We start from the raw sequence: 20,191 nt of genomic DNA, 5'->3' as shown, positions 1-20,191 counted from the left end.
CCTGAACTTGATCGTCGACCCCCGTGTGACCCGAGGACTGAGCTGACATGATCCAACCCGAAGGCATCCCGATCGCGGACCTGGACAAGGTGGTCTCTGCCCTCGACCGCAACGTGTTCGGGCTGGGTCCGCTCGGGCAGGGGTTCACCGACGTCGGCAACAACGTCCACAACACGTTCCAGCGGCTGAACGACCACTACCACGCGCCTGAGCGCGAGATCCTGGTCAACTCGACGCGGAAGGTTCAGAAGAACCTCACCGAGTTCGGGCCCAGCCTGCCGAAGATGTCGGTGCACCTGGAGACCCTCGCCAACGAGGTCCGCGGCAAGCTCGGCACGCTGAAGAACATCCGGGACGAAGCGCACACCTGGCACAAGCGCAAGAACGGCAACCCGGAGTGGCAGAACGACCAGGACATGATCGACGACAACAACCGGATGGTTGCTGACGTCACCCGGATCGTCAACGAGGAACTGCCGAAGCTCTGCTTCGACACGGCCAACGCGATCGTCAGGCTGCACGGCGGCAAGCCCTGGGACCCGAAGACCGGTCTCAAGGAAGGCGAGAAGCCGAAGGAGCAGCCGAAGCAGGAGGGCGACCCGCCACCGCCGGCCTGGGGTACGCCGGAGGAGCGTGACCGCCCGCTCTGGCAGGACGTCCTGATGGCGCCGGTCGACTTCGTCGTCGGTGTCGCGACGGTGGTCGGCGAGACCATCGAGGGCATCCTGACCCTGATCCCGGTGCTGCCGCTGCTCGGCATGATCCCCGGGCTCAAGGACTGGGCCAAGGAGAACCTCGGCTACGACATTCCGACCTGGGAGGACGCCGGGGCCGCCTGGGTGGGGCTCGGCACGATGGTCGGGCAGATAGTCACAGCGCCGTACCAGCTCGCCTGGTGGGGCTTCGACAAGCTCACCGGCCAGGACACCCGGCCCGACTGGGTCAAGGAGTGGGGCGAGACCGGCCTCACCATGGGTGAAGGCATGCTGAAGGGCTTCGTCGCCTGGGACGAGTGGGCGAAGAACCCGGCCAAGGCTTTCGGTATGGCGCTCACCAACGTGGTCGCGACCGTGGCCAGTGGTGGTACGGCGGGTGCGGTGAAGACGGCTGCGATGGCCGGCAAGTTCGGTGCCGCGAGCATGGCAGTGACGAAGGTCGCCGGTATGGCGGAGAAGCTGCAGCTCGGCCGGATGGCGATGCACGACGGCGCACTCGGCCTGGTCAACAAGATCCCGAAGGTCGCCGACGTCACCGGCGGACTCTCGAAGATTCCGATCGTCGGCGACACGTTCAAGATGCAGGGCGTCCCGAAGGTCGACGTCCCGTCGGTAGACACCCCGAACGTCTCAACCCACACCCCGTCGGTCGACACCCCGTCCGTCAACACGCCGTCGGTGGACACCCCCTCGGTGAACACACCGTCGGTCGACACCCCGAACACCCCGGCAGCCCACACGGACACGAGCCCGTCGACTCCGGCAGCCCACACGGACACCGCTCCGTCCACCCCGGCCTCACACGCCGACCCCGTCACCTCAACCCCGGGCTCCCACGCCGACCCAGGCACAACCACGCCCCAGGCCCCCGCAGCCCACGCAAACACGCCGGGTACGACGAACACGCCGGGCTCCACAAACACGCCGGGCACGACGAACACCCCTGGCACAACGAACACGCCGGGCTCGACGAACACCCCGAGTTCGACGAACACGCCTTCGTCGCAGACGACGCCGAGTTCGACGAACACGCCGAGCTCCACGAACACCCCGAGCTCGACCAATACCCCGAGCTCCACGAACACGCCTTCGTCGCAGACGACGCCGAGTTCGACGAACACGCCGAGTTCGACGAACACGCCGAGCTCGACCAACACCCCCAGCTCCACCCACACGCCGACCTCGACGAACACGCCTTCGTCGCAGACGACACCGAAGCTGGACTCGCTCGAGCCCACCCCGGGCCCGACACACGCGCAGGGCACTCCGACCTCGACGCATACGCCGACGTCCACCAACACGCCGAGCTCGACACACACGCCGACGTCGACGAACACGCCGGCTTCGACCCACACGCCGACGTCCACGAACACGCCGAGCTCGACTCATACGCCGACGTCCACGCACACCCCGTCGTCCACGCACACGCCGGGGACGACGACGCCGGATGCGCCGTCGACACCCACGCACACACCCGACACCGTCTCGCCGCAGACGCATGCACCGGAGACACCGGCCGCGCGGGCAGGCGACCCCGCGGTCGCGCCGATGCCGATGCACGCCGGTACGCCGCCGCACGGCACCCCGAACACGGGTACGCCGAACGCGGGCACGCCGAACACCGGTACGCCGGACCCACGCCGTACGCCGGATGCGCCGCGGACGCCCGATGCACCGCGCACGCCGGACGCGGTTCGACCGGGCCGGACGCCGGATGCGGACACGCCGCGCACGCGTGGCGACTACGACGCGGACGCACCACGCCGTACCGACGCCGACGCGGATGCTCCCCGTCGTACGCCGGATGAGCCGCACGCGCCGAAGCAGACGATCGGCGAGCGCCTCGACGGCAAGGAGCCGACGATCGCACAGCGCCTCGAGCCGGACGGCCCCGTCCGCCCGACACCGCGCCAGTCGATCGCCGACCGCCTGGACGGCAAGGAGCCCACCATCCCCGAACGCCTCGAAGGCGTTCAGCCAGTAGGCTCCCGCACCCCCGACGCACCCCGCACGCCGGACGCCCCCCACAGCCCAGATGCCCCGCACACCCCCGACGGCACCCGCACCCCGGACGGGACGCGCACCCCGGACGGGACGCGCACCCCGCACGGGACGCGTACGCCGGATGGCACGCGCACTCCCGATGGGACGCGCACGCCGGATGGCACACGTACCCCGGATGGCACACGTACACCCGACGGCACTCGCACGCCGGATGGGACGCATGCGCCTGATGGGACGCGTACGCCGGATGGCACGCGCACTCCCGACGGCACCCGCACGCCTGATGGCACCCGCACGCCTGATGGCACGCGCACCCCGGAGGGGACTCGCACGCCCGATGGCACGCGTACCCCGGACGGGACTCGCACGCCCGATGGGCAGCCTGTGCGGGCTCGGGGGGAGGACCCGTTGCATCCGACGGGGGATCGGCGGCATGAGGGGTATGACTCGCCGGACTACCGCGACCCGTCGGGGCTGAACAACACGCCGGGCCGGCCGCACCAGCCGGACTTCCGGACGGACTTCGACCCGAACGACCCGAAGAACAAGCCGTTCGACTACGACCCGGACAACCCGACTCCGCAGCCGACGTTGTGGGATCGCCGCGACCCCGCGTACGACCCGGCAGCGGTACGCCGCACGCCGGATCACCCGGATGGCGGGAACGACCCGCACTGGGACAGCCCGTTGAACCGTCAGCGCGAGATCGACGCGATGAAGCCGGAGTACATGCAGCCGGCGCCGGGCAAGCCGCGGAACCAGGTCGACCCGAATGCGTTCGTGGACGCGCACCCGGCGGACCCCCGCCGCGGCGAGCTGCGCGACTCCGTCGGCGACCCGCCACACAGCAACCCCGAGGACTGGGCTGACAAGATCAACCCGGACCACCTGCGCAGCCCGCAGTACCAGATGAACTGCGCGGATGTGTCCCGACGGGTCGCGGACACGTTCAACGGCGACACTCCGGACCTCGCCTCCGGCCGCAAGATGGCGCGCGGTGAGGACGCCGAGGGCACGCTCGAGTGGATGGACCTGGAGAACTTCCCGGCCGAGAACCAGATGCGGGCCGATCCGTCGCGCCCGCCGTCGGAGTTCACCAACGCCGCCTACCAGCGGCTGCACGACGCGTTGGCCGGCCGCAAGCCGGGTACGCACGCGAACGTCTTCGTGGAGTGGGCGTCGCCGATGCCCGGCATCCCCGGTGGTGGGCACGTGCTGAACGCGTTCGTGGACGGTTCGGGGAACGTCAAGTTCCTGGACGCGCAGCCGAAGCCCGCGCGAATCATGGACGCGTACCCGCCAGGGCACAACGGTCCGCATCCGGCGAACCCGTACCCGGGTGACATCACGTCGATCCAGTTCGCGGTCCGCGAGCCGGGTGGTCGCTGGGAGGGCCCGCCGCGCCCGGCCAACATGCCGCCGGCCTCGCAGATGTCGCACCTCCGGTCGAACACGTTCCGCGGTACCGACCCGGTGGTGCCGGGCCACGCCAGCGTCAACACGCCGGACCTGAACCCGCCCGGTACGCACCGGCCGGACACCAGCCAGTTCGGAACAGACGGCACCGGCCAGTCGCCCATCTCAGCCCGCCTGGATGGCCTGGACCAGCCCTCCACCCCACGCCACACCGCCGACACCCCGAACGTGGACGCACGTACGCCGGACGTGGATGCGCCGGGTGCGCGCACGCCAGATGTCGACACACCCGAGGCACGCACGCCGGACACACACGCTCCGGACGGACGTACGCCGGACGTCGACTCACCGCACACCGAGCCGACCTCCCCGCGGAACGCGGACCAGCCGTCGATGGCCGACCGCCTGGACGGCCTCGACCACCCGGCCCCAGGCCGCCACACCCCGGACACCCACGCACCCGACGGCCGCACGCCGGACACGCATGCACCTGACGGCCGTACGCCGGACACGCACGTGCCGGATGGTCGTACGCCGGATACCCAGGCGCCTGACGGTCGTACGCCGGACACTCGCGTGCCGGATGGGCGCACCCCGGACACGCACGCGCCTGACGGTCGTACGCCGGACACTCGCGTCCGGGATGGGCGCACCCCGGACACGCACGCACCTGACGGGCGCACGCCCGACGCGCATGCACCGGATGGGCGCACGCCGGACACGCACGCACCTGACACGCATGCGCCCGACGGTCATACGCCGGACACGCGTGTGCCGGATGGTCGTACGCCGGATACGCATGCACCGGATGGGCGGGCGCCTGTGGGGCGGGATCAGTTTGGGTCGCATCCGACGGCGGATGACGGGCCGTTCCGGGGGTCTGAGCTGGCTCGGCCTGGGTATCGGGCTTCGGACGCGGATGTTGCCGCGTTGCGTGCTGAGGGTGAGATGCATCCGGGCAAGCTGGCGGAGATCCGCGAACGCGGACGGCAGCAGCTCGGTGACCAGATCGACGAGCTGTCGCCGGCCGAGATCACCTCGCTCGAGCGGATGCTGATCGGTCACGACCACCAGGACGTGAACGACGCTTACCGTGCGGGCGACCGCTCGGTCGAGCAGAAGCCGGTGGTTCGCGTCGCGGCGTCGGTGCTGAACAAGCTGCCTGACTTCCACGGCGAGATCCACCGCGGTATCAGCTTCCGTTCGGCGGATGACCTGGAGAAGTTCCTGAACCGGTACCGCCCGGGTCAGACCGCGACCGAGCCGGCGTTCACGCACTCTGCGAAGGCGCAGAACGGCGCGGACGACTTCAGTGGCGGACAGTACGACGCCGGTCGCGTCGTACTGCACATCGACGCCCAGCACGGCAAGGACCTGTCGTTCATGCGCGACCCCGCGGTCGGTATCGACGAGGTCATGCACGGACCGCACACGCCGTTCTACCCGACGAAGATGGAGCAGGACGCGGACGGCGTCTGGCACATCCACGTTCGTGACCACGGTGGTCCGGTCGAGATGCCGCCGGGTCACACGCCGGAGCCGATCGTCGTCGAGCGGCCGCAGCAGACGCCGAACTCGTACTGGGCCGACAAGATGGCCGGCCAGCAAACCCCGACCGGCCCGTTCGGCCCAGGCGGTCAGCCGCTGCACCAGACCCCAACCCAGGGCGACTTCGTGCCGGACTACGGCCCGCCGCCCGGCCACCCGGGCTACGGTCCGTCGCAGAGTCACCCGACCCCGGATTACGGTCCGCCGCAGACGCACCCGACCCCGGACTACGGTCCGCCGCAGGGGCACTCCACACCGGATTACGGTCCGCCGCAGGGGCACCCGACGCCGGACTATGGGCCGCCGCAGGGGGAGTTCGACCCCTCGCAGGGCTTCGGTCCGTCGGGGCACCACGCGGATCAGAACCCGCAGGGCCAGTTCGGTCCGGGCGGTAACCAGCAGGGCTGGGATCCGCAGCGGCCGGCTAACCCCGGACGCCCGGGCGAGCCCACCTACAACCCGCAGCAGCCGCACGACCCGCGGAACCCGCAGGCGGGCTATGACCCGAGGCAACAGCCGGGTTACGACCCGCGGCAGCAGCCTGGGTATGACCCGAGGCAGCCGAACCCGTACAACCAGCCGGGGCAGCCGCACAACCCGCAACAGCCTGGCTACGACCCGCGCCAGCAGCCCGGATATGACCCGAGGCAGCAGCCTGGTCACGATCCGCGTCAGCCGCAGCCGGGGTATGACCCGCGCCAGCAGCCGGGCCATGATCCGCGTCAGCCGCAGCCGGGGTATGACCCGCGTCAGCAGCCTGGTCACGATCCGCGGAACCCGCAGCCTGGTCACGATCCGCGGCAGCAGCCTGGGTATGACCCACGGCAGCCGAATCCGTACAACCAGCCGGGGCAGCCGCATAACCCGCAGCAGCCTGGCTACGATCCGCGGCAACCGCACGACCCGCGGAACCCGCAGCCGGGCCATGACCCGCGGCAGCAGCCGGGCTATGACCCGCGGCAGCCGAACCCATACAACCAGCCCGGGCAGCCGCATAACCCCCAGCAGCCTGGCTACGATCCGCGGCAACCGCACGACCCGCGGAACCCGCAGCCGGGTTACGACCCACGTCAGCAGCCTGGCTATGACCCACGTCAGCAGCCCGGTTACGACCCGAGGCAGCAGCCCGGTTACGACCCGAGGCAGCAGCCCGGGTATGACCCGCGGCAGCAGCCTGGTCACGATCCGCGGCAGCCGCAGCCTGGTCACGACCCGCAGCCGCAGCCTGGTTACGACCCGCGGCAGCAGCCGGGATATGACCCGCGGCAGCAGCCCGGGTATGACCCGCGGCAGCCGAACCCGTACAACCAGCCGGGGCAGCCGCATAACCCGCAGCCTGGGTTTGGGCCGGGGCAGCGGGATCCGTACAACCAGCCGGACTTCGGGCCGCAGGCGCGGAACACGCCGGACGAGCCTCAGTACGGCGGTCAGCCGCACGGTGGGCCGGATCCGCAGGGCGGGCAACCGTCGTACGGCGGTCAGCCGCCGACCTACGGTGGGCAGCCGCACGGTGGGCCGGATCCGCAAGGTGGACAACCGTCGTACGGCGGTCAGCCGCCGCATGGGGGACAGCCGTCGTACGGTGGTCAGCCGGGGGAGCGGCCGTACGGGCAGCCGGATCCGCTGGCCGAAGGGGCGCCGCCGAACACGGTGATCCGGGAGGCCACCGGGGCGAACGCCGGGTATCCGGTTCGGACTCCGGAGAAGGGTGAGTTCGTCGAGTTCGACGACGACCTGGACGACGGGTACCGCGCGATCCGGAACAACCCGCACGATGTGCCGAAGGTGGCTGAGGCGCTCGACCTGCACGACGAGGACCCGGCGAAGCTGGCCGAGATCACCGAGCTGGTGGACGTGGCGAAGCGGAACATGTTCGTGAACAAGCACGACGTGGCGATCGGACCGGGCGACGTGCGGCACGGTAACTTCCAGGCGATGCCGGGGATCGCGGAGCTGTGGAAGAAGGCGGAGGCCGGCGACCTGACGATCCGGGAGGAGAACGCCGTGCGTTCCCTGGTCGCTCACGAGTACGTCGAAGCCAAGTTGCTCGAGGCCGGAGCGCCGTACAAACTGGCCGATCCGGACATGTGGGAAGGGCCCGCCGACGACCCGACCTACCTGTACACGAAGAACCCGGGGCCGCACGAGCTGTCGCCGTTGTCGCTGAAGGGCGGTAACGACTCGGACCTGCTGGCATTGTGGAAGACGCGGTACGGACTGACCTCGCCGTTCGGGGAGACGCCGTTCACGCCGGGTGACTTGTCGAAGGCGAACCTGGATGCGATCGTCCAGGCGATTAAGGAGCAAAAGGGATGGTGACCGACACGGCCGCCGCGGAGCGAATGGCCGAGCGGCTGCTCGCGGTGAAGTGGGACGACAGCCTGATGGCCGCGCACCAGCGGTCGCGGGCCCGGCTCGCCCGTGAGTTCCTCCGGCGGACGGCTCAGTGGGCGCTGGCCCTCGGGGCCGAGCGGGGCTGGCCGGCGAGCGATCTGGCCGGTGCCCTGGATCCGGACGTCGACGTCGACCCTGCGCTGCTGGCGAAGCTGGAGCTGGACGAGTCGTCGAGTGATCTGTTCCCGGTTCCGGAGGAGATCGCCCCGTTGATGGTGCGTTGGGCGGCGCTGGGTGACCTTCCGCGGCAGCGGTTCCCGCAGTTGGACGACCCTTACGAGCCGTTGCTGGAGTTCTTTGCCCGGGGCGGCGGTTACACCCGCGGTCCGGGGGAGCTGGACCTTGGCTTCGCCTCCCTTCCACTCCGGAAGGTGGCTGATCGGGCTGCGCTTGAGCCGTTGCCGATTGATGTGGCGGCGTTGGACGCGTTGGATCAGGAGAGCTGAGTGTCGGGCACATATGGGACTCAGGTCATCGAGTCCGTTGCGGTACGGCGTCGCCGGTTGCGCGAGGCTTGGTTGTTCGGGGCTGAGCGGGCCAAGAACACGTTGAACGAGCAGACCGGCCGGGTGCTGGCCAGTGTGATGATCGGTGCGCTGGCTTGCGCCGGCTGTGCGGGTGTCGCTTACTTCAAATCGGCGCAGGCGAAGGAAAAACAGCCGACGCCGAGCTCGTCGACGACCGGCCCCGTGAACCCTTCGCCAACGAAGTAGCTACCGCCCGAAGAGGTGCCGCAGCCACGTGCGTCGTGGCTGCGGCTTAAGCGCAGCGGGCAGTACGGCGGCCGGGGGAGTGGCCAGCGTCACAGGCACCTGCACCATGTGGTCCCCCTGCAACCAGAACAGGTCGGGCGAGCACTGGTCGGGCGCACCACGGTAGCTGTCCGCAACCCAAGCAGCCAAGGCATCAGCGCGCGCCTGACCGGCATCGGCCGGGCAGTACGCAACCGTGCTCAGCCGCGGTACGCCGATCAGTACGCCGGCCCCGATCGATGCCTGGGGCAACAAGGTTTCGCGGTCGACGACCGCCATCGACACCAGCGGATCGCCGTCGCGCTGCAGGATCGAGATCCCGTTCTGCTCCACCGGCACGAGGTCCGCGATCTCGTGCAGACTCAGCTGCACAGGGGACGGTCCGCCGGGATCGCCGAGGCCGAGCATTGATCGCCGTACGACGGTCAATCGGCGCAACTCGCTGCCCGTGCGGACGAACACGACCACCTCGAAGTGGTCACCGAACGGAAGCAACGCGTCGGCGACCGGACCCGCCGTACGAGCCGACCAGCCGCGTTGGACGAGCAAGGCGCGTTGACGCTCGGCGACATCGCCGAAGCGGTGTTCGTCGGTGGCGAGCTCACCCTCTGCGACGACCGCGCGCAGCCAGGCCTCGATCTGTTCGGCCCAGCGAGCCTGTGGTAGCTGTAGGCAACGATCGACGATCTCGCCGACGCCTACCACGGCGGACATCTGCAGCGCGCCGCGTCCCCAGCCGACCTCGACGGTTCGCTCGGCGGGGTCGACGACGCAGCCCGGCAGCCAGATCGGCGCGAGCTCCGCAATCACGTCGACTATTGCGGAATCGTTAGTCCCTGTCATCGGTTGACCTCACCCACCACTACAGTGTCTCGCACGTCCGTCGGTAAGAAGTACGAAGTCTCCCCGCGCAACCGCGCGGCACGCCCAGCGGAGGAACACCTTAGTGGCAAGCCGGATCGTGCACCGCCCGGCGCGGCGCACACCTCCACCCGGGGTACAGCAGCAGCGCGTGATCGAACCCGCACCACACCTCGGCGGAGGTGGTGGCGGAGGCGGTGGTGGCGCGATGCAGATGCTGATGCCGCTGGTGGGCAGCGTCGGCTCGGTCGCGATGATGACGATGGGCCGCTCCGGTCCGATGGTGATGGTCGGTGTCGGCCTCCTCGGGCTCACGCTGGTCGGGTCGGTCGGCGGCATGCTGTCCTCGCGTGGCAAAGGCGGTAAGGACCGCAAGAGCCAGCGGACCCGCTACCTGGACTATCTCGAGCGGATGCGCGACGAGTTCGTCAAGGAGGAGCGCAAGTCGCGGGCCGAGGCGCTCGAGCTGAACCCGCCGCCGGACGCGCTGCTGGACTGTGTGGCGGACGTCTCGCGGCTGTGGGAGCGGCGCCGGACCGACAGTGACTTCCTGCAGCCCCGCTGCGGTAGCGGCCGGGTTCCGGTCGTGCCGGCCAGGGTGGGTCAGGGTGGTTCCGCGATGGAGCCGCCGGACCCGTTCATGACGGCCGAGGCGACCGCGCTGGTACGGCGTTTCACCGAGATGCCGGATATGCCGCTGACTGTCCCGCTGGACCACGTCGGCAACGTGAGCATCGTCGGCGACCGCGAAGGCGCCGTACGGGTTGCTCGTTCGTTGCTCGTGCAGACCGCGGTGTTCCACGCGCCGGAGGATGTCGCGATCGCGGCCAGTTTCCCGCAGCGCGCGCTGCCGGACTGGAGCTGGATGGCGTGGCTTCCGCATGTGCAGGATCCCGAGCGCAAGCAGGGCGCGATGCCGTTCCGCCGGATCGCCGAGACGCCGTACGAGCTGTCGCAGTTGCTGTCGGGCGATCTCGCCGAGCGTGTTCAGTGGGCGACCGAGTCGCGTCGTGGGTCGGTCGCCTTCGAGGACCGCAAGAAGCTGACCAAGCGGCTGCTGGTGTTGCACGACACGTACGGCGACGTCGCGGCCGAGGTCCGTCCGGGCGCCGACGACTCGATCCTGCCTGGTGAGCTCGGGGTAACCGTGCTGCACCTGGTCGCCGATCGGGTCCAGGAGCCGAGTTCGGTGACGATGCGGATCACCGTGTACGGCGACGAGGTCCGCATCGAGGATCTTCGGGGCGCGTACCCGATGGCGGCCAGTGGCCGGGTCGACCGGATGGAGGCCGCGGTCGCGGCCGGCATCACCCGTGAGCTGACCCCGCTGCGGTTGTCCGCGGAGTCGCTCGAGGAAGAAGGACACGTCGACGACGTCGACTTCATGGGCCTGATCGGCATCTCCGATGTGGGCCAGCTGGACTTCAAGCGCCTGTGGAAGGAGCGGTCCGACCGGGCGTTCCTGCGGGTCCCGCTCGGTGTCGACGACACCGGAGCCGTGGTGCAGGTCGACCTCAAGGAATCGGCCCAGCTCGGTATGGGCCCGCACGGCCTGTGCGTCGGTGCGACGGGTTCGGGTAAGTCCGAGGTGCTGCGGACGATGGTGATGGCGCTGATGGCCACCCACAGTCCTGAGGATCTCTCGTTCGTTCTGGTCGACTTCAAGGGTGGTGCGTCGTTCGCGCCGTTCGAGCGGGTGCCGCACGTGTCCGGCATCATCACCAACCTGCGGGACGACGCGAGCCTGATCGAGCGCGCGTACAAGAGCCTCGAGGGCGAGGTGCAGCGGCGTCAGCAGGTCCTGAAGGACGCGGGCAACATCGCGAACATCACCGACTACCGGCTGCACCGTAAGCAGAAGCCGGAGATGCCGCCGCTGCCGCACCTGTTCGTGATCATCGACGAGTTCGGTGAGCTGCTGAACGAGCGGCCGGACTTCATCGACCTGTTCCTGTCGATCGGCCGCATCGGCCGTTCGATCGGTATCCACCTGCTGCTGTCCAGCCAGCGGGTCGAGTCCGGCAAGCTGCGCGGTCTGGAGACCTACCTGTCGTACCGGTTCGGTCTGCGGACGTTCTCCGAGGAGGAGAGCCGCACGGTGCTGGACACCACCGACGCGTTCCACCTGCCGCCGCTTCCGGGTTTCGGGTTCCTCAAGGTAGACACCAGCGTCTACCAGCGGTTCCGCGCGGCCTACGTGTCCGGCGCGTACGTCCCGCCGACCGACGTGATCGTCGAGGACGAAGGCACCGAGGCGCGGCCGATGCTGCTCCCGACGTACCAGCAGACCGAGGCCGAGCTCGAGGCGGCGCGGGAGGCCGGGAAGCCGGAGCCGGGCAGCAAGGCGACGGAGCGTACGACGGGTCCGACCGAGCTGACCGTCTTCGTCGACCAGGTTCGCAAGGCCGCCGACCAGGTCCTGAAGATCTGGCTGCCGCCGCTGCCGACCGCCTGCACGCTGGACGCGCTCGGCGGCCGGACCGACTTCGTCGACGGACGCGGTCTGCAACTGGCTGTCCGGGTGCCGCCGATGCAGCCGCCGGTCGGTGTCGTCGACGACCCGACCAACCAGACCCAAGAGGTCTTCCGGCTGGACCTGACCCGCGCCGGTGGTCACGCGGCCATCGTGGGTGGTCCGGCCTCCGGCAAGACGACCGCACTGCGGACCATCGTCACCTCGCTGGCTCACACGCACACCCCGCTCGAGGTCGCGATCTACGCGCTCGACCTGGCCGGCGGCGGTATGCAGGCGCTGTCCGAGCTGCCGCATGTCGGTGGGGTCGCGCTGCGGACCGACCGCGAGCGGATCCGGCGGACGGTCGAAGAGATCCGCGGGATGATCGACCACCGCGAGCGGGTGTTCCGCAACCACGCGATCGACACCATGGAGGGCCTGCGCCAGGAGCACGCGGCGGGCCGGATCCCCGAGCTGCCGTCGGCCGACGTCGTACTGATCATCGACAACTACGGCGCGATCCGGACCACGTTCGACGAGCTGGACGAGCCGATCACCGACATCCTGCAGCGCGGCAGCAGCTACGGCATCCACGTGGTGACGTCGATGATGCGCTGGAACGACGTCCGGATGCAGAACCAGGCGATGTTCGGCACGATGCTCGAACTGCGGCTGAACGACCCGACCGAGTCCAACATCGACCGGCGGCTGCAGGAGGTCCTGCGCAAGGCCGGTCCGGGCCGGATGCTGGTTCCGGGCGGCAAGCTGTACGGGCAGTTCGCGCTGCCCCGGATCGACGGTGTCGCCGACGACGAGAACCTGTCCGGCATCCTCGAGGCGCAGGCGGTCACGGTTCGCTCCACCTGGCAGGGACCGCGGGCCCCGCAGGTCCGGATCCTGCCGCTGCAGCTGCCGCGGCACCAGGTGGGCGACGACATCCGCCAGCCCGCCGTGGTGCCGATCGGCGTGGACGAGCGCGGACTGGCGCCGGTCTACCTGGACCTCGCCGGTCGCGACACCAACCTGGTCGTGTTCGGTGACAGCGGTTCCGGCAAGACGAACATCGTGCGGCTCATCGTGCAGCAGCTGATCGAGCGGCACACGTCCGAGCAGCTGGTCTTCGCCGTACTCGACCCGCGGCGCGGTCTGCGCGAGGTCGTCCCGCAGGAGTACGTCGGTGGTTACGCACCGACCGGCCGGGTCGCGGCAGGTCTCGCGGCCGGGGTGTCGCAGGAGCTGGCCAAGCGGATGCCGGACGACAGCGGCGCGATCCCGGAGACCGGTCAGGGCGGCCCGCGAATCGTCGTACTGGCTGACGACTACGACCTGCTGACGTCCGGCGGTCAGTCGCCGATGGACCCGTTCCTGCCGTATGTCGCGGCCGGCCGCGACATCAAGCTGCACTTCATCGTGACCCGGCGCGCCTCGGGTGCGTCGCGGCAGATGTACGAGCCGTTCCTGTCCGCGGTGATGGAGTCCGGAGCAGCCGGCCTGGTGCTGTCCGGCGACCGCGCTGAGGGACAGCTCTTCACCGGCGCGTACCCGGGCGACTACCCGCCCGGCCGCGGATTGTTCGTACGACGAGGCGATGGACCGGAGCTGGTCCAGACGGCACTGGCCGACCCGGTCCAGGCTGCCGCCCAGAGCAGTGGAGGAACGACATGACCTACGACCTGGTGGCGCTCGTCGACGGGCGCCCGTCGAGTGACGACGTCATGGCCGGCCTCGCCGCCGCGGGTAACGAGCTCGGTGTGCGCGCGGTCAGCGGCGGTGCCGTCGTCCAGCTGTGCGACGACGACAACCTGCCGCTGGTGTCGGTCGAGCTGCCGCTGCTGATCCAGGTGCCCGGTGAGGTCGAGCGGATGCTCGGCGCGACCGTCGGCGTGGTGGACACCCCGGCCTGGTGGGTGGAGATCCGCGCGACCGCCCAGGACGGCGCGCGCGAAGTCGCCGAGAAGTACGCCTACACCCTGATCGATCGGCTCGGCGGCAAGGTCTGGACGGCCGGGGGAATCCGGACGTCCGAGGCCGCGAACGAGGAGACCCACTGAGATGCCGAACGACCTGATCTTCAGCCCCGGCGTCGACCTGATCACCGAGAAGGTCGCCGTCGTCATGCAGGACCGCCCGGTGATCGGGATGTCGGCCTGGCTGGGCGACGCGCTCGCCTCGGCCAAGATGGCCGGCCGCGACCTGCAACTGGTCACCCCGAAGAGTTCCGCACTGACCTACCCGGTCCGGGCGAGCATCTTCAAGGGCGCGTACTCCAAGTGGGTCGTCACCGACGACGACGGCGAGTACTTCGACGGCCTGAACGGCGTCCGGCTGAAGTGGAACGGCGAGATGTTCGTCGCCCGCGCGGCCGCCACGAAGGGTGAGCCGACCTCGGACCTGCACCCGGACTACGTGGTCAAGGACGAGATGTTCGGCCAGCTCCAGTTCACCGTGCGGGTCCGGCACCGTGCGGTCGACAGCCTGCTGATCGGCAAGATGACCGAGCGGCTGTTCACCGCGGCGACCGGGAGCGGCCCGGCCGGCTGGTCGACGTCCGAGCCGGTCACCCAGCCGTGGAGCCCGCAGGCACTGACCGAGTACTGCCGCGACCGGGCGCCGCAGCCGACCTGGTTGGTACTGTCCGGTCAGCCGGGCAAGGAGTTCCCGCCGTCGGTCGGCACCCTCGAGGTCCGTCGGACCATGTCGGGTGTCGACGAGACCGTGACGCTGGCCGTCACCCAGCCGGGGATGGACTTCCCGGACGTGAACAAGGTCGGTGAGTGGATCGACGAGATCGCCGACAACTACGAGCTGATCTCCGCGATGGTGATGGGCGCGTACGGCGAGGCGGACGGCAGCTACCGGCCGCGTTTCGTCGGCATGGCCTGCCCGATCGGTGTCGGCGCCGGCAACGAGGCGGTCCGCTCGTCCAGCGTTGCCGAGATGGTGAAGGTCCCCGGCATCAGCCGCGCGCTGGCGATCGGCCCGGCCCACGCGCCCGCGATCTGGTACCCGATCGGCAACGGCCGCGAGCCGCGCGACTGGGAGGCCTACGCGCAGCTGATGAAGAAACTGATCCCGGCCGAGGCTTTGGCAGGTAAGCAAGGGAGCTTTGGAGTATGAGCACGTACAGCCGGGTGACGGTGATCGGTCAGCGGCGACGGATGGACGCCGTCCTGCCCGCCGATGAGCCGCTCGGTGTCCTGCTGCCGGATCTGCTGCGGATGCTCGACGAGCCGCTGCAGCAGACGCCGCAGCGTCGGTTCCTGACCACGGCGAGCGGTGTCCTGGTGCCGCCGGAGGGCACGCTGTCGTCCGCGCAGATCATCGACGGCGCGGTGCTGCGTCTCGCGGCCGAGGGTGAACTGCCGCCGCCCCCGACCGTGTACGACGTCACCGAAGAGGCCGTCGAGGACCTCAAACGGCGCGGTACGACGTTCAAGCCCGCCCACCGCCGTGTCCTGGCCGGGACCGGGCTGGTGTTCTCGCTGATCGCCGGCGGGATCTCGCTACTCGTCGCCGCGCCGAACGCGATCGCCGCCGCCGCACTGCTGGTGCTCGCCGCGATCTGCGCGTTCGTCGGGATCGCCCTCGGGCGGTCGGGCAACAAGGTGATCGCGGTCCCGCTGGTCCTCGTCGCGACCGTGCTGCTCGCATTGTCGATCGGCTTCTGGGTGTTGAATGCCGGCTCGAGTATCGGTCTGACCGTCACGGTCGGCGCGCTGTGTCTGGCGTTCGGTCCGTTCTTCTTTGCGGCGGCCGGACTGGCCGGTGGCGGTCTGGTCGCCGGTGCGACCTCCGTGCTCTTCGTGCTGGTCTGGATGGTCGGTGTCGGTACCGGTCTGGCTGTGGACCACGTCGGTGCGCTCGCTGCGCTGCTGGCCGTGCTCCTGCTGGGTCTGCTGCCGCGGATGGCGCTCGCACTGTCCGGGCTGTCCGGTCTGGACGACAAGCGGGCTTCCGGCCAGGAGATCATGCGCGGCGACGTGCAGGCCGCGCTGAACGCTGCGCACCTGGGTCTGGCGCTGGCGACTGTGCCGATCGCGGTGTCGTCGGGTGTGGCGGGCATCATGCTGCTGAAGGCCGGTGGCCCCTGGGCTGTCGCGTTGGCGCTGGTGCTGGCGTTCCTGCTGGCTTCGCGGTCCCGGCTGTACCCGCTGGTGCAGGAGGTCGCGGTGCTGTTCGCGGCCGCGTTCACGGTGGTTTCCGGGTGCGTTCTGATCGCCGCAGTGAACGGTCAGGGCGGTGCGTTCATCGCGCTCGGGCTGCTGGTACTGGTGGCGATGTTCTGCGCCTTCGGTCTCGGTTTCGCACCAGCGGAGCATGTCCGTGCGCGGCTGACGCAACTGCTCGACTATGTTGAGGTTGGCGCGATCATCGTGACGGTCCCGCTGGCGCTGGGAGTCTTCGGCGTCTACACCAACCTGCTGAACGCATTCTGACGACCGGATGGAATGACTGAATCTGACTGGCAGGGTGACATGCTGCGCCGGATGGCGGCGGAGCAGTCACCGGCCGAAGAGCCGTCCAACACCGACACACCGCCCCCGGCCGACCAGCCGGTAGCGGAGGTGCCGCCCGCTCCGCCTGCGCCCGAGCAGCCTGCCCCCGGGCCTGGGCAGCAGCCGTACCAACAGCAGCCGCCCCCGCCTGCACAGCAGCCCTACCCGCAGCAAGGGCCGCCGCAGCAGGGCCCGCCGCCGCAGTACCAGCAGGCGCCGCAGTATCCGCCGCCAGGGCAGCCGGGCTACGAGCAGTACCCGCCTCAGCAATACCCGCCGCAGCAGCCGCCCTACCCGCCGGCGCCTCAGCAATACCCACAGCAGCAGTACCCGGAGCAGCAGCAGTACCCACCCGCGCAGCAGCCGTATCCGCCGCAGCAGGGCTACCCGCCGCCTCCGCCACCGCAGCAGTACCAGCAGCCGCCGCAGTACGGGCAGACGCCGCCGGTGGAGCCACCGCCGTACGCGGTACCGCAGTACCCGCCGGCGGAGCAGTACCCGCAGCAGCCGCCGTACCCGCCTGCGCCCCAGCAGCAGTACCCGCCGCAGCAGTACCCGGAGCAGCAGCAGTACCAGCAGCCCTATGCGGATCCGCAGTACCAGCAGCAGCCCCCGCCGTACCACCAGCAGCACCCGGGGCAGCAGCAGTACCAGCAGGGCCCGCCGCCGGCGCCGCACACCGGTTGGGGACCGCCGCCGACGCCACAGTCCGACCAGCTCGGTACGCCGATGGCCGAAAGCGACTCGGTCTTCCGGCGCTTCCGTCGGTTCGCCTCCGAAGCTGCCTACCTGGTCGGTGCCTCCGGGCGGATCCAGCGCGACGTCGACAACATCGCGATGATCCGCCGCCCGATCGCGATCATGCGCCGGGTCGGTGTCCTCAGCCCGGTCACCAACGGCGGTACGTCGACCGTGAGCGCTCTGCTCGCGATGATGCTCGCCACCCAGCGGTCGGACCGGGTCGTCGCCATCGACGCGGATCCAGGTGGTGCCGAGCTGTCGCGCCGCCTGGAACTCACCATCGGCGCGGGCCCGATCGAACGCGTCAGCCTGGTCCGCAGCGAAGGCAACGCCGAGGCAGTACGCCGATCACTCGCCGAGGCCCAGAGCCAGGGCGCGCGTGATGTCGGGCTCGCCGTGGTCGACTGCCCGGGCAGCATGTACGACGAGATCAGCATGGAGATGGCGTCGTCGGCGCACTGCGTCGTGCTGGTCGTCCCGTCCGTGCAGCATGTCGCGAACTACTGCCTGCAGCAGCTCGACCAGCTCACACCGGACGGCCAGAACGTGCTTCTGACCCGTGGCGTCGTGGTGATCACGATGGTGCAGCGTGCGGAGCCGAGCACGGTCGACTGGCTGCTGGAGGAGTTCCGGCAGCGCGGTCTCGAGCCGCTGGTGCTTCCGTACGACGCCCACATCGCGCAGTCCTGGCCGGTGCACGCCGAACAGGTTCAGGACGAGACCCGCCGGGCTGTGCTCGATCTGTCCGCCCGAGTGGTTCAGACAGTGACCGGGGCGACCTAAAGTCTCAAATCGCGGTTCAATCCTGCAGAGGATTGAACCGTTCGGGCCGCCCGGCCGTTTGTCAGAGCGTTCAACTATTTTGCCGGCAAGCTCCTGGAGGTCCAGATTCATGAGCGATGACACATTGGCACCAACTGACGGCCAGATGCGGGACCGGAGGTCGCTGCTCCGCTGTGCGGCGATCGCCGCGATGGTGGGTGCCAGCGCCCCGATCCTCGCCGCCTGCGGTGGCGGTGAGAGCACAGGTTCAGCCCCGACGACGACCGGATCCAGCTCCGGCCCGACCAGTGCCCCGACCACGGGCGGCAGCACCGGTCCCACCTCCGCGCCGACCACCGGAGGCGCGACCGGCAAGGTGCTCGGCCCGGTCTCCGACATCCCGGTCGGCGGCGGCAAGGTGTTCACCGACGCCAAGGTCGTCGTGACCCAGCCGACCGCCGGTCAGTTCAAGGGGTTCTCCGCGGTGTGCACGCACCAGGGCAACCCGATCGGCTCGGTCGAGGACGGCCAGATCATCTGCCCGTTCCACCAGAGTCACTTCAGCATCGCCGACGGCTCCCCGGTCAGCGGCCCGGCCCAGACCGCGCTGCCGGCCGTCGACGTCGCGGTCAGCGGCACGAACGTCGTACAGTCCGCCTGACCTTTGGCATAAGGAAGGGCCCGGCCAGGCGGCCGGGCCCTCCAAAATGAGTGCTACTGCTGTGCCGGGTCCGCCTTGCCGGCGAACAGCAGCTTGTTCGGTGAACCGGTGCCGGGCTCGCCGACCTTGTCCGGTGTGGCCGCCCCGACCAGCGCGGTGGCGACATCAGCGGGCTTGGCGTCCGGGTGGTCGGCCAGATAGAGCGCGATCGCGCCCGCGACATGCGGGGTGGCCATCGACGTACCGCTCATCTTCGCGGTCGAGTCCGGTGCGGTGATCCCGACCGACACGACGTCGACGCCCGGCCCGAAGATGTCGACACACTTGCCCCAGTTCGAGAACGACGCCTTCTGGTCCTGATCGTCGGTCGCACCGACGGTGATCGCGGACGCCTCCCGGGCCGGGGAGACCGTGCATGCGTCCGAGCCTTCGTTGCCAGCGGCAACCGCATAGGTGATACCGGCGCCGACCGAGGCCTTCACGGCCGCGTCGAGCGCGTCGTCGGACGGACCGCCGAGACTCATGTTCGCGACCGCCGGCTTCTTGGCGTTCTTGGTCACCCACTCGATCCCGGCCACCACGGTCTCGGTCGTACCCGAGCCCTTGCAGTCGAGCACCCGGACCCCGAAGATCTTCGCGCTCTTCGCGACACCGAACGTCGTACCGGCGATGGTGCCGGAGACGTGGCTGCCGTGACCCATGCAGTCGACGCCGTTCTGGCCGTCGCCGACAGTGTCGGTGCCGACCGACGCGCGGTCACCGAAGTCCTTGTGGGCCGCGTAGATACCGGTGTCGATCACATACACGTTGACCTTGTCCGCGGGCGACGACGGCGTGTACTTCTTGTCCAGCGGCAGGTCCCGCTGGTCGATCCGGTCCAGGCCCCACGGCGGGTCGTCCTGTTTCACCGTGAACTTCTGGTTCTGCTGGACGAACGCGACCCGCGAGTCACCGGCGACCTTCTTCGCCTGCTCCTCGCTCATGTTCGCCGAGAAACCCTTGATCGACGCGTCGTACTGGTCGCGGACCTTGACGTCGTACTGGCTCGAGAGACTCTGGTTCGTGGCGCGCGTCTCGCCCTGGGTGCGCTGGCCGGCCAGCACCACGATGTAGCTACCCGGTACGGCGTTCGCGCTGCCGGCACCGCGGATCGCAACACCGGTCTGCTCCGGCTGCGCCGCCGTACTGGTCGCTGCGATACCGGTGACGGCGAGTCCTGCTGCGGCAAGCGCGCCGAGTGCGGCGCGCGGTCTGATGAACTTCGGGGCTGTGTTTCTCAGGGACATGGGCGGAAACTCCCTCGAGTCGACGCAAGGCCTGGTTGCCTCACGCAAAGGACCTGCGCATCTACCCTGGGTGACAGGTTACGGACCGCGCTCATCCCA

General features: G+C 69.5%; 11 protein-coding genes. 9 read left to right on the top strand and 2 right to left on the bottom strand.

Going from position 1 to position 20,191, the window contains the following annotated elements:
- The first annotated feature begins 47 nt into the window (after positions 1-47).
- Genes ACFTSF_RS10485 through ACFTSF_RS10475 form a run of 3 tightly spaced genes read left to right on the top strand, consistent with a single transcriptional unit; the run spans position 48 to position 8,791 of the window.
- Positions 48-8,003: a toxin glutamine deamidase domain-containing protein gene (locus ACFTSF_RS10485; RefSeq protein ID WP_380153572.1), complete on the top strand. Its 7,956-nt coding sequence runs from the start codon at positions 48-50 to the stop codon at positions 8,001-8,003.
- Positions 7,997-8,524, top strand: coding sequence for a hypothetical protein (locus ACFTSF_RS10480; protein ID WP_380153571.1), 528 nt, complete (start codon positions 7,997-7,999; stop codon positions 8,522-8,524). The genes ACFTSF_RS10485 and ACFTSF_RS10480 overlap by 7 nt, the downstream gene beginning before the upstream one ends.
- Entirely contained in the window at positions 8,525-8,791 is a 267-nt protein-coding gene (locus ACFTSF_RS10475) for a hypothetical protein (protein WP_344164053.1), read from the top strand.
- Here ACFTSF_RS10475 and ACFTSF_RS10470 read toward each other — a convergent pair whose 3' ends face one another.
- Complete coding sequence (locus ACFTSF_RS10470; protein WP_344164050.1) at positions 8,792-9,673, bottom strand: hypothetical protein; 882 nt, start codon at positions 9,671-9,673, stop codon at positions 8,792-8,794.
- Between the two features lie 169 nt (positions 9,674-9,842).
- On the opposite strand from ACFTSF_RS10470, the gene eccCa reads away from it, so the two are divergent.
- The 6 genes from eccCa (at position 9,843) to ACFTSF_RS10440 (ending at position 18,806) form a co-directional block, all read left to right on the top strand.
- Positions 9,843-13,811, top strand: a complete 3,969-nt coding sequence (gene eccCa / locus ACFTSF_RS10465) for a type VII secretion protein EccCa (protein WP_380153570.1) — start codon at positions 9,843-9,845, stop codon at positions 13,809-13,811.
- Entirely contained in the window at positions 13,808-14,197 is a 390-nt protein-coding gene (locus ACFTSF_RS10460; RefSeq protein WP_380153569.1) for a hypothetical protein, read from the top strand. The genes eccCa and ACFTSF_RS10460 overlap by 4 nt, the downstream gene beginning before the upstream one ends.
- 1 nt (position 14,198) lies before the next feature.
- The gene (locus ACFTSF_RS10455; protein WP_344164041.1) at positions 14,199-15,263 is read left to right on the top strand and encodes a DUF6177 family protein; all 1,065 of its coding nucleotides are present in this window, start codon (positions 14,199-14,201) and stop codon (positions 15,261-15,263) included.
- The gene (locus tag ACFTSF_RS10450) at positions 15,260-16,582 is read left to right on the top strand and encodes an EsaB/YukD family protein (RefSeq protein WP_380153568.1); all 1,323 of its coding nucleotides are present in this window, start codon (positions 15,260-15,262) and stop codon (positions 16,580-16,582) included. The genes ACFTSF_RS10455 and ACFTSF_RS10450 overlap by 4 nt, the downstream gene beginning before the upstream one ends.
- 12 nt (positions 16,583-16,594) lie before the next feature.
- Positions 16,595-18,166, top strand: a complete 1,572-nt coding sequence (locus ACFTSF_RS10445) for a hypothetical protein (protein WP_380153567.1) — start codon at positions 16,595-16,597, stop codon at positions 18,164-18,166.
- A 109-nt stretch (positions 18,167-18,275) separates the two neighbouring features.
- The gene (locus ACFTSF_RS10440; protein ID WP_380153566.1) at positions 18,276-18,806 is read left to right on the top strand and encodes a Rieske (2Fe-2S) protein; all 531 of its coding nucleotides are present in this window, start codon (positions 18,276-18,278) and stop codon (positions 18,804-18,806) included.
- Between the two features lie 53 nt (positions 18,807-18,859).
- On the opposite strand, the gene ACFTSF_RS10435 is transcribed toward ACFTSF_RS10440, so the two are convergent.
- The gene (locus ACFTSF_RS10435; protein ID WP_380153565.1) at positions 18,860-20,092 is read right to left on the bottom strand and encodes a S8 family serine peptidase; all 1,233 of its coding nucleotides are present in this window, start codon (positions 20,090-20,092) and stop codon (positions 18,860-18,862) included.
- Between the last annotated feature and the right edge of the window lie 99 nt (positions 20,093-20,191).

It is taken from the genome of Kribbella sp. NPDC056951 (genome assembly GCF_042674205.1).
Lineage (GTDB): Bacteria > Actinomycetota > Actinomycetes > Propionibacteriales > Kribbellaceae > Kribbella > Kribbella yunnanensis.
Note: the sequence above shows the minus strand (reverse complement) of the source record. Positions and strands in the feature narration are given on the sequence as shown.

Excerpts from the sequence above, each read along its gene's own strand:
- ACFTSF_RS10485 (WP_380153572.1), top strand. The coding sequence starts at position 48 with ATGATCCAACCCGAAGGCATCCCGATCGCGGACCTGGACAAGGTGGTC.
- ACFTSF_RS10480 (WP_380153571.1), top strand. The coding sequence starts at position 7,997 with ATGGTGACCGACACGGCCGCCGCGGAGCGAATGGCCGAGCGGCTGCTC.
- ACFTSF_RS10470 (WP_344164050.1), bottom strand. The coding sequence starts at position 9,673 with ATGACAGGGACTAACGATTCCGCAATAGTCGACGTGATTGCGGAGCTC.
- ACFTSF_RS10460 (WP_380153569.1), top strand. The coding sequence starts at position 13,808 with ATGACCTACGACCTGGTGGCGCTCGTCGACGGGCGCCCGTCGAGTGAC.
- ACFTSF_RS10455 (WP_344164041.1), top strand. The coding sequence starts at position 14,199 with ATGCCGAACGACCTGATCTTCAGCCCCGGCGTCGACCTGATCACCGAG.
- ACFTSF_RS10450 (WP_380153568.1), top strand. The coding sequence starts at position 15,260 with ATGAGCACGTACAGCCGGGTGACGGTGATCGGTCAGCGGCGACGGATG.
- ACFTSF_RS10445 (WP_380153567.1), top strand. The coding sequence starts at position 16,595 with ATGACTGAATCTGACTGGCAGGGTGACATGCTGCGCCGGATGGCGGCG.
- ACFTSF_RS10440 (WP_380153566.1), top strand. The coding sequence starts at position 18,276 with ATGAGCGATGACACATTGGCACCAACTGACGGCCAGATGCGGGACCGG.
- ACFTSF_RS10435 (WP_380153565.1), bottom strand. The coding sequence starts at position 20,092 with ATGTCCCTGAGAAACACAGCCCCGAAGTTCATCAGACCGCGCGCCGCA.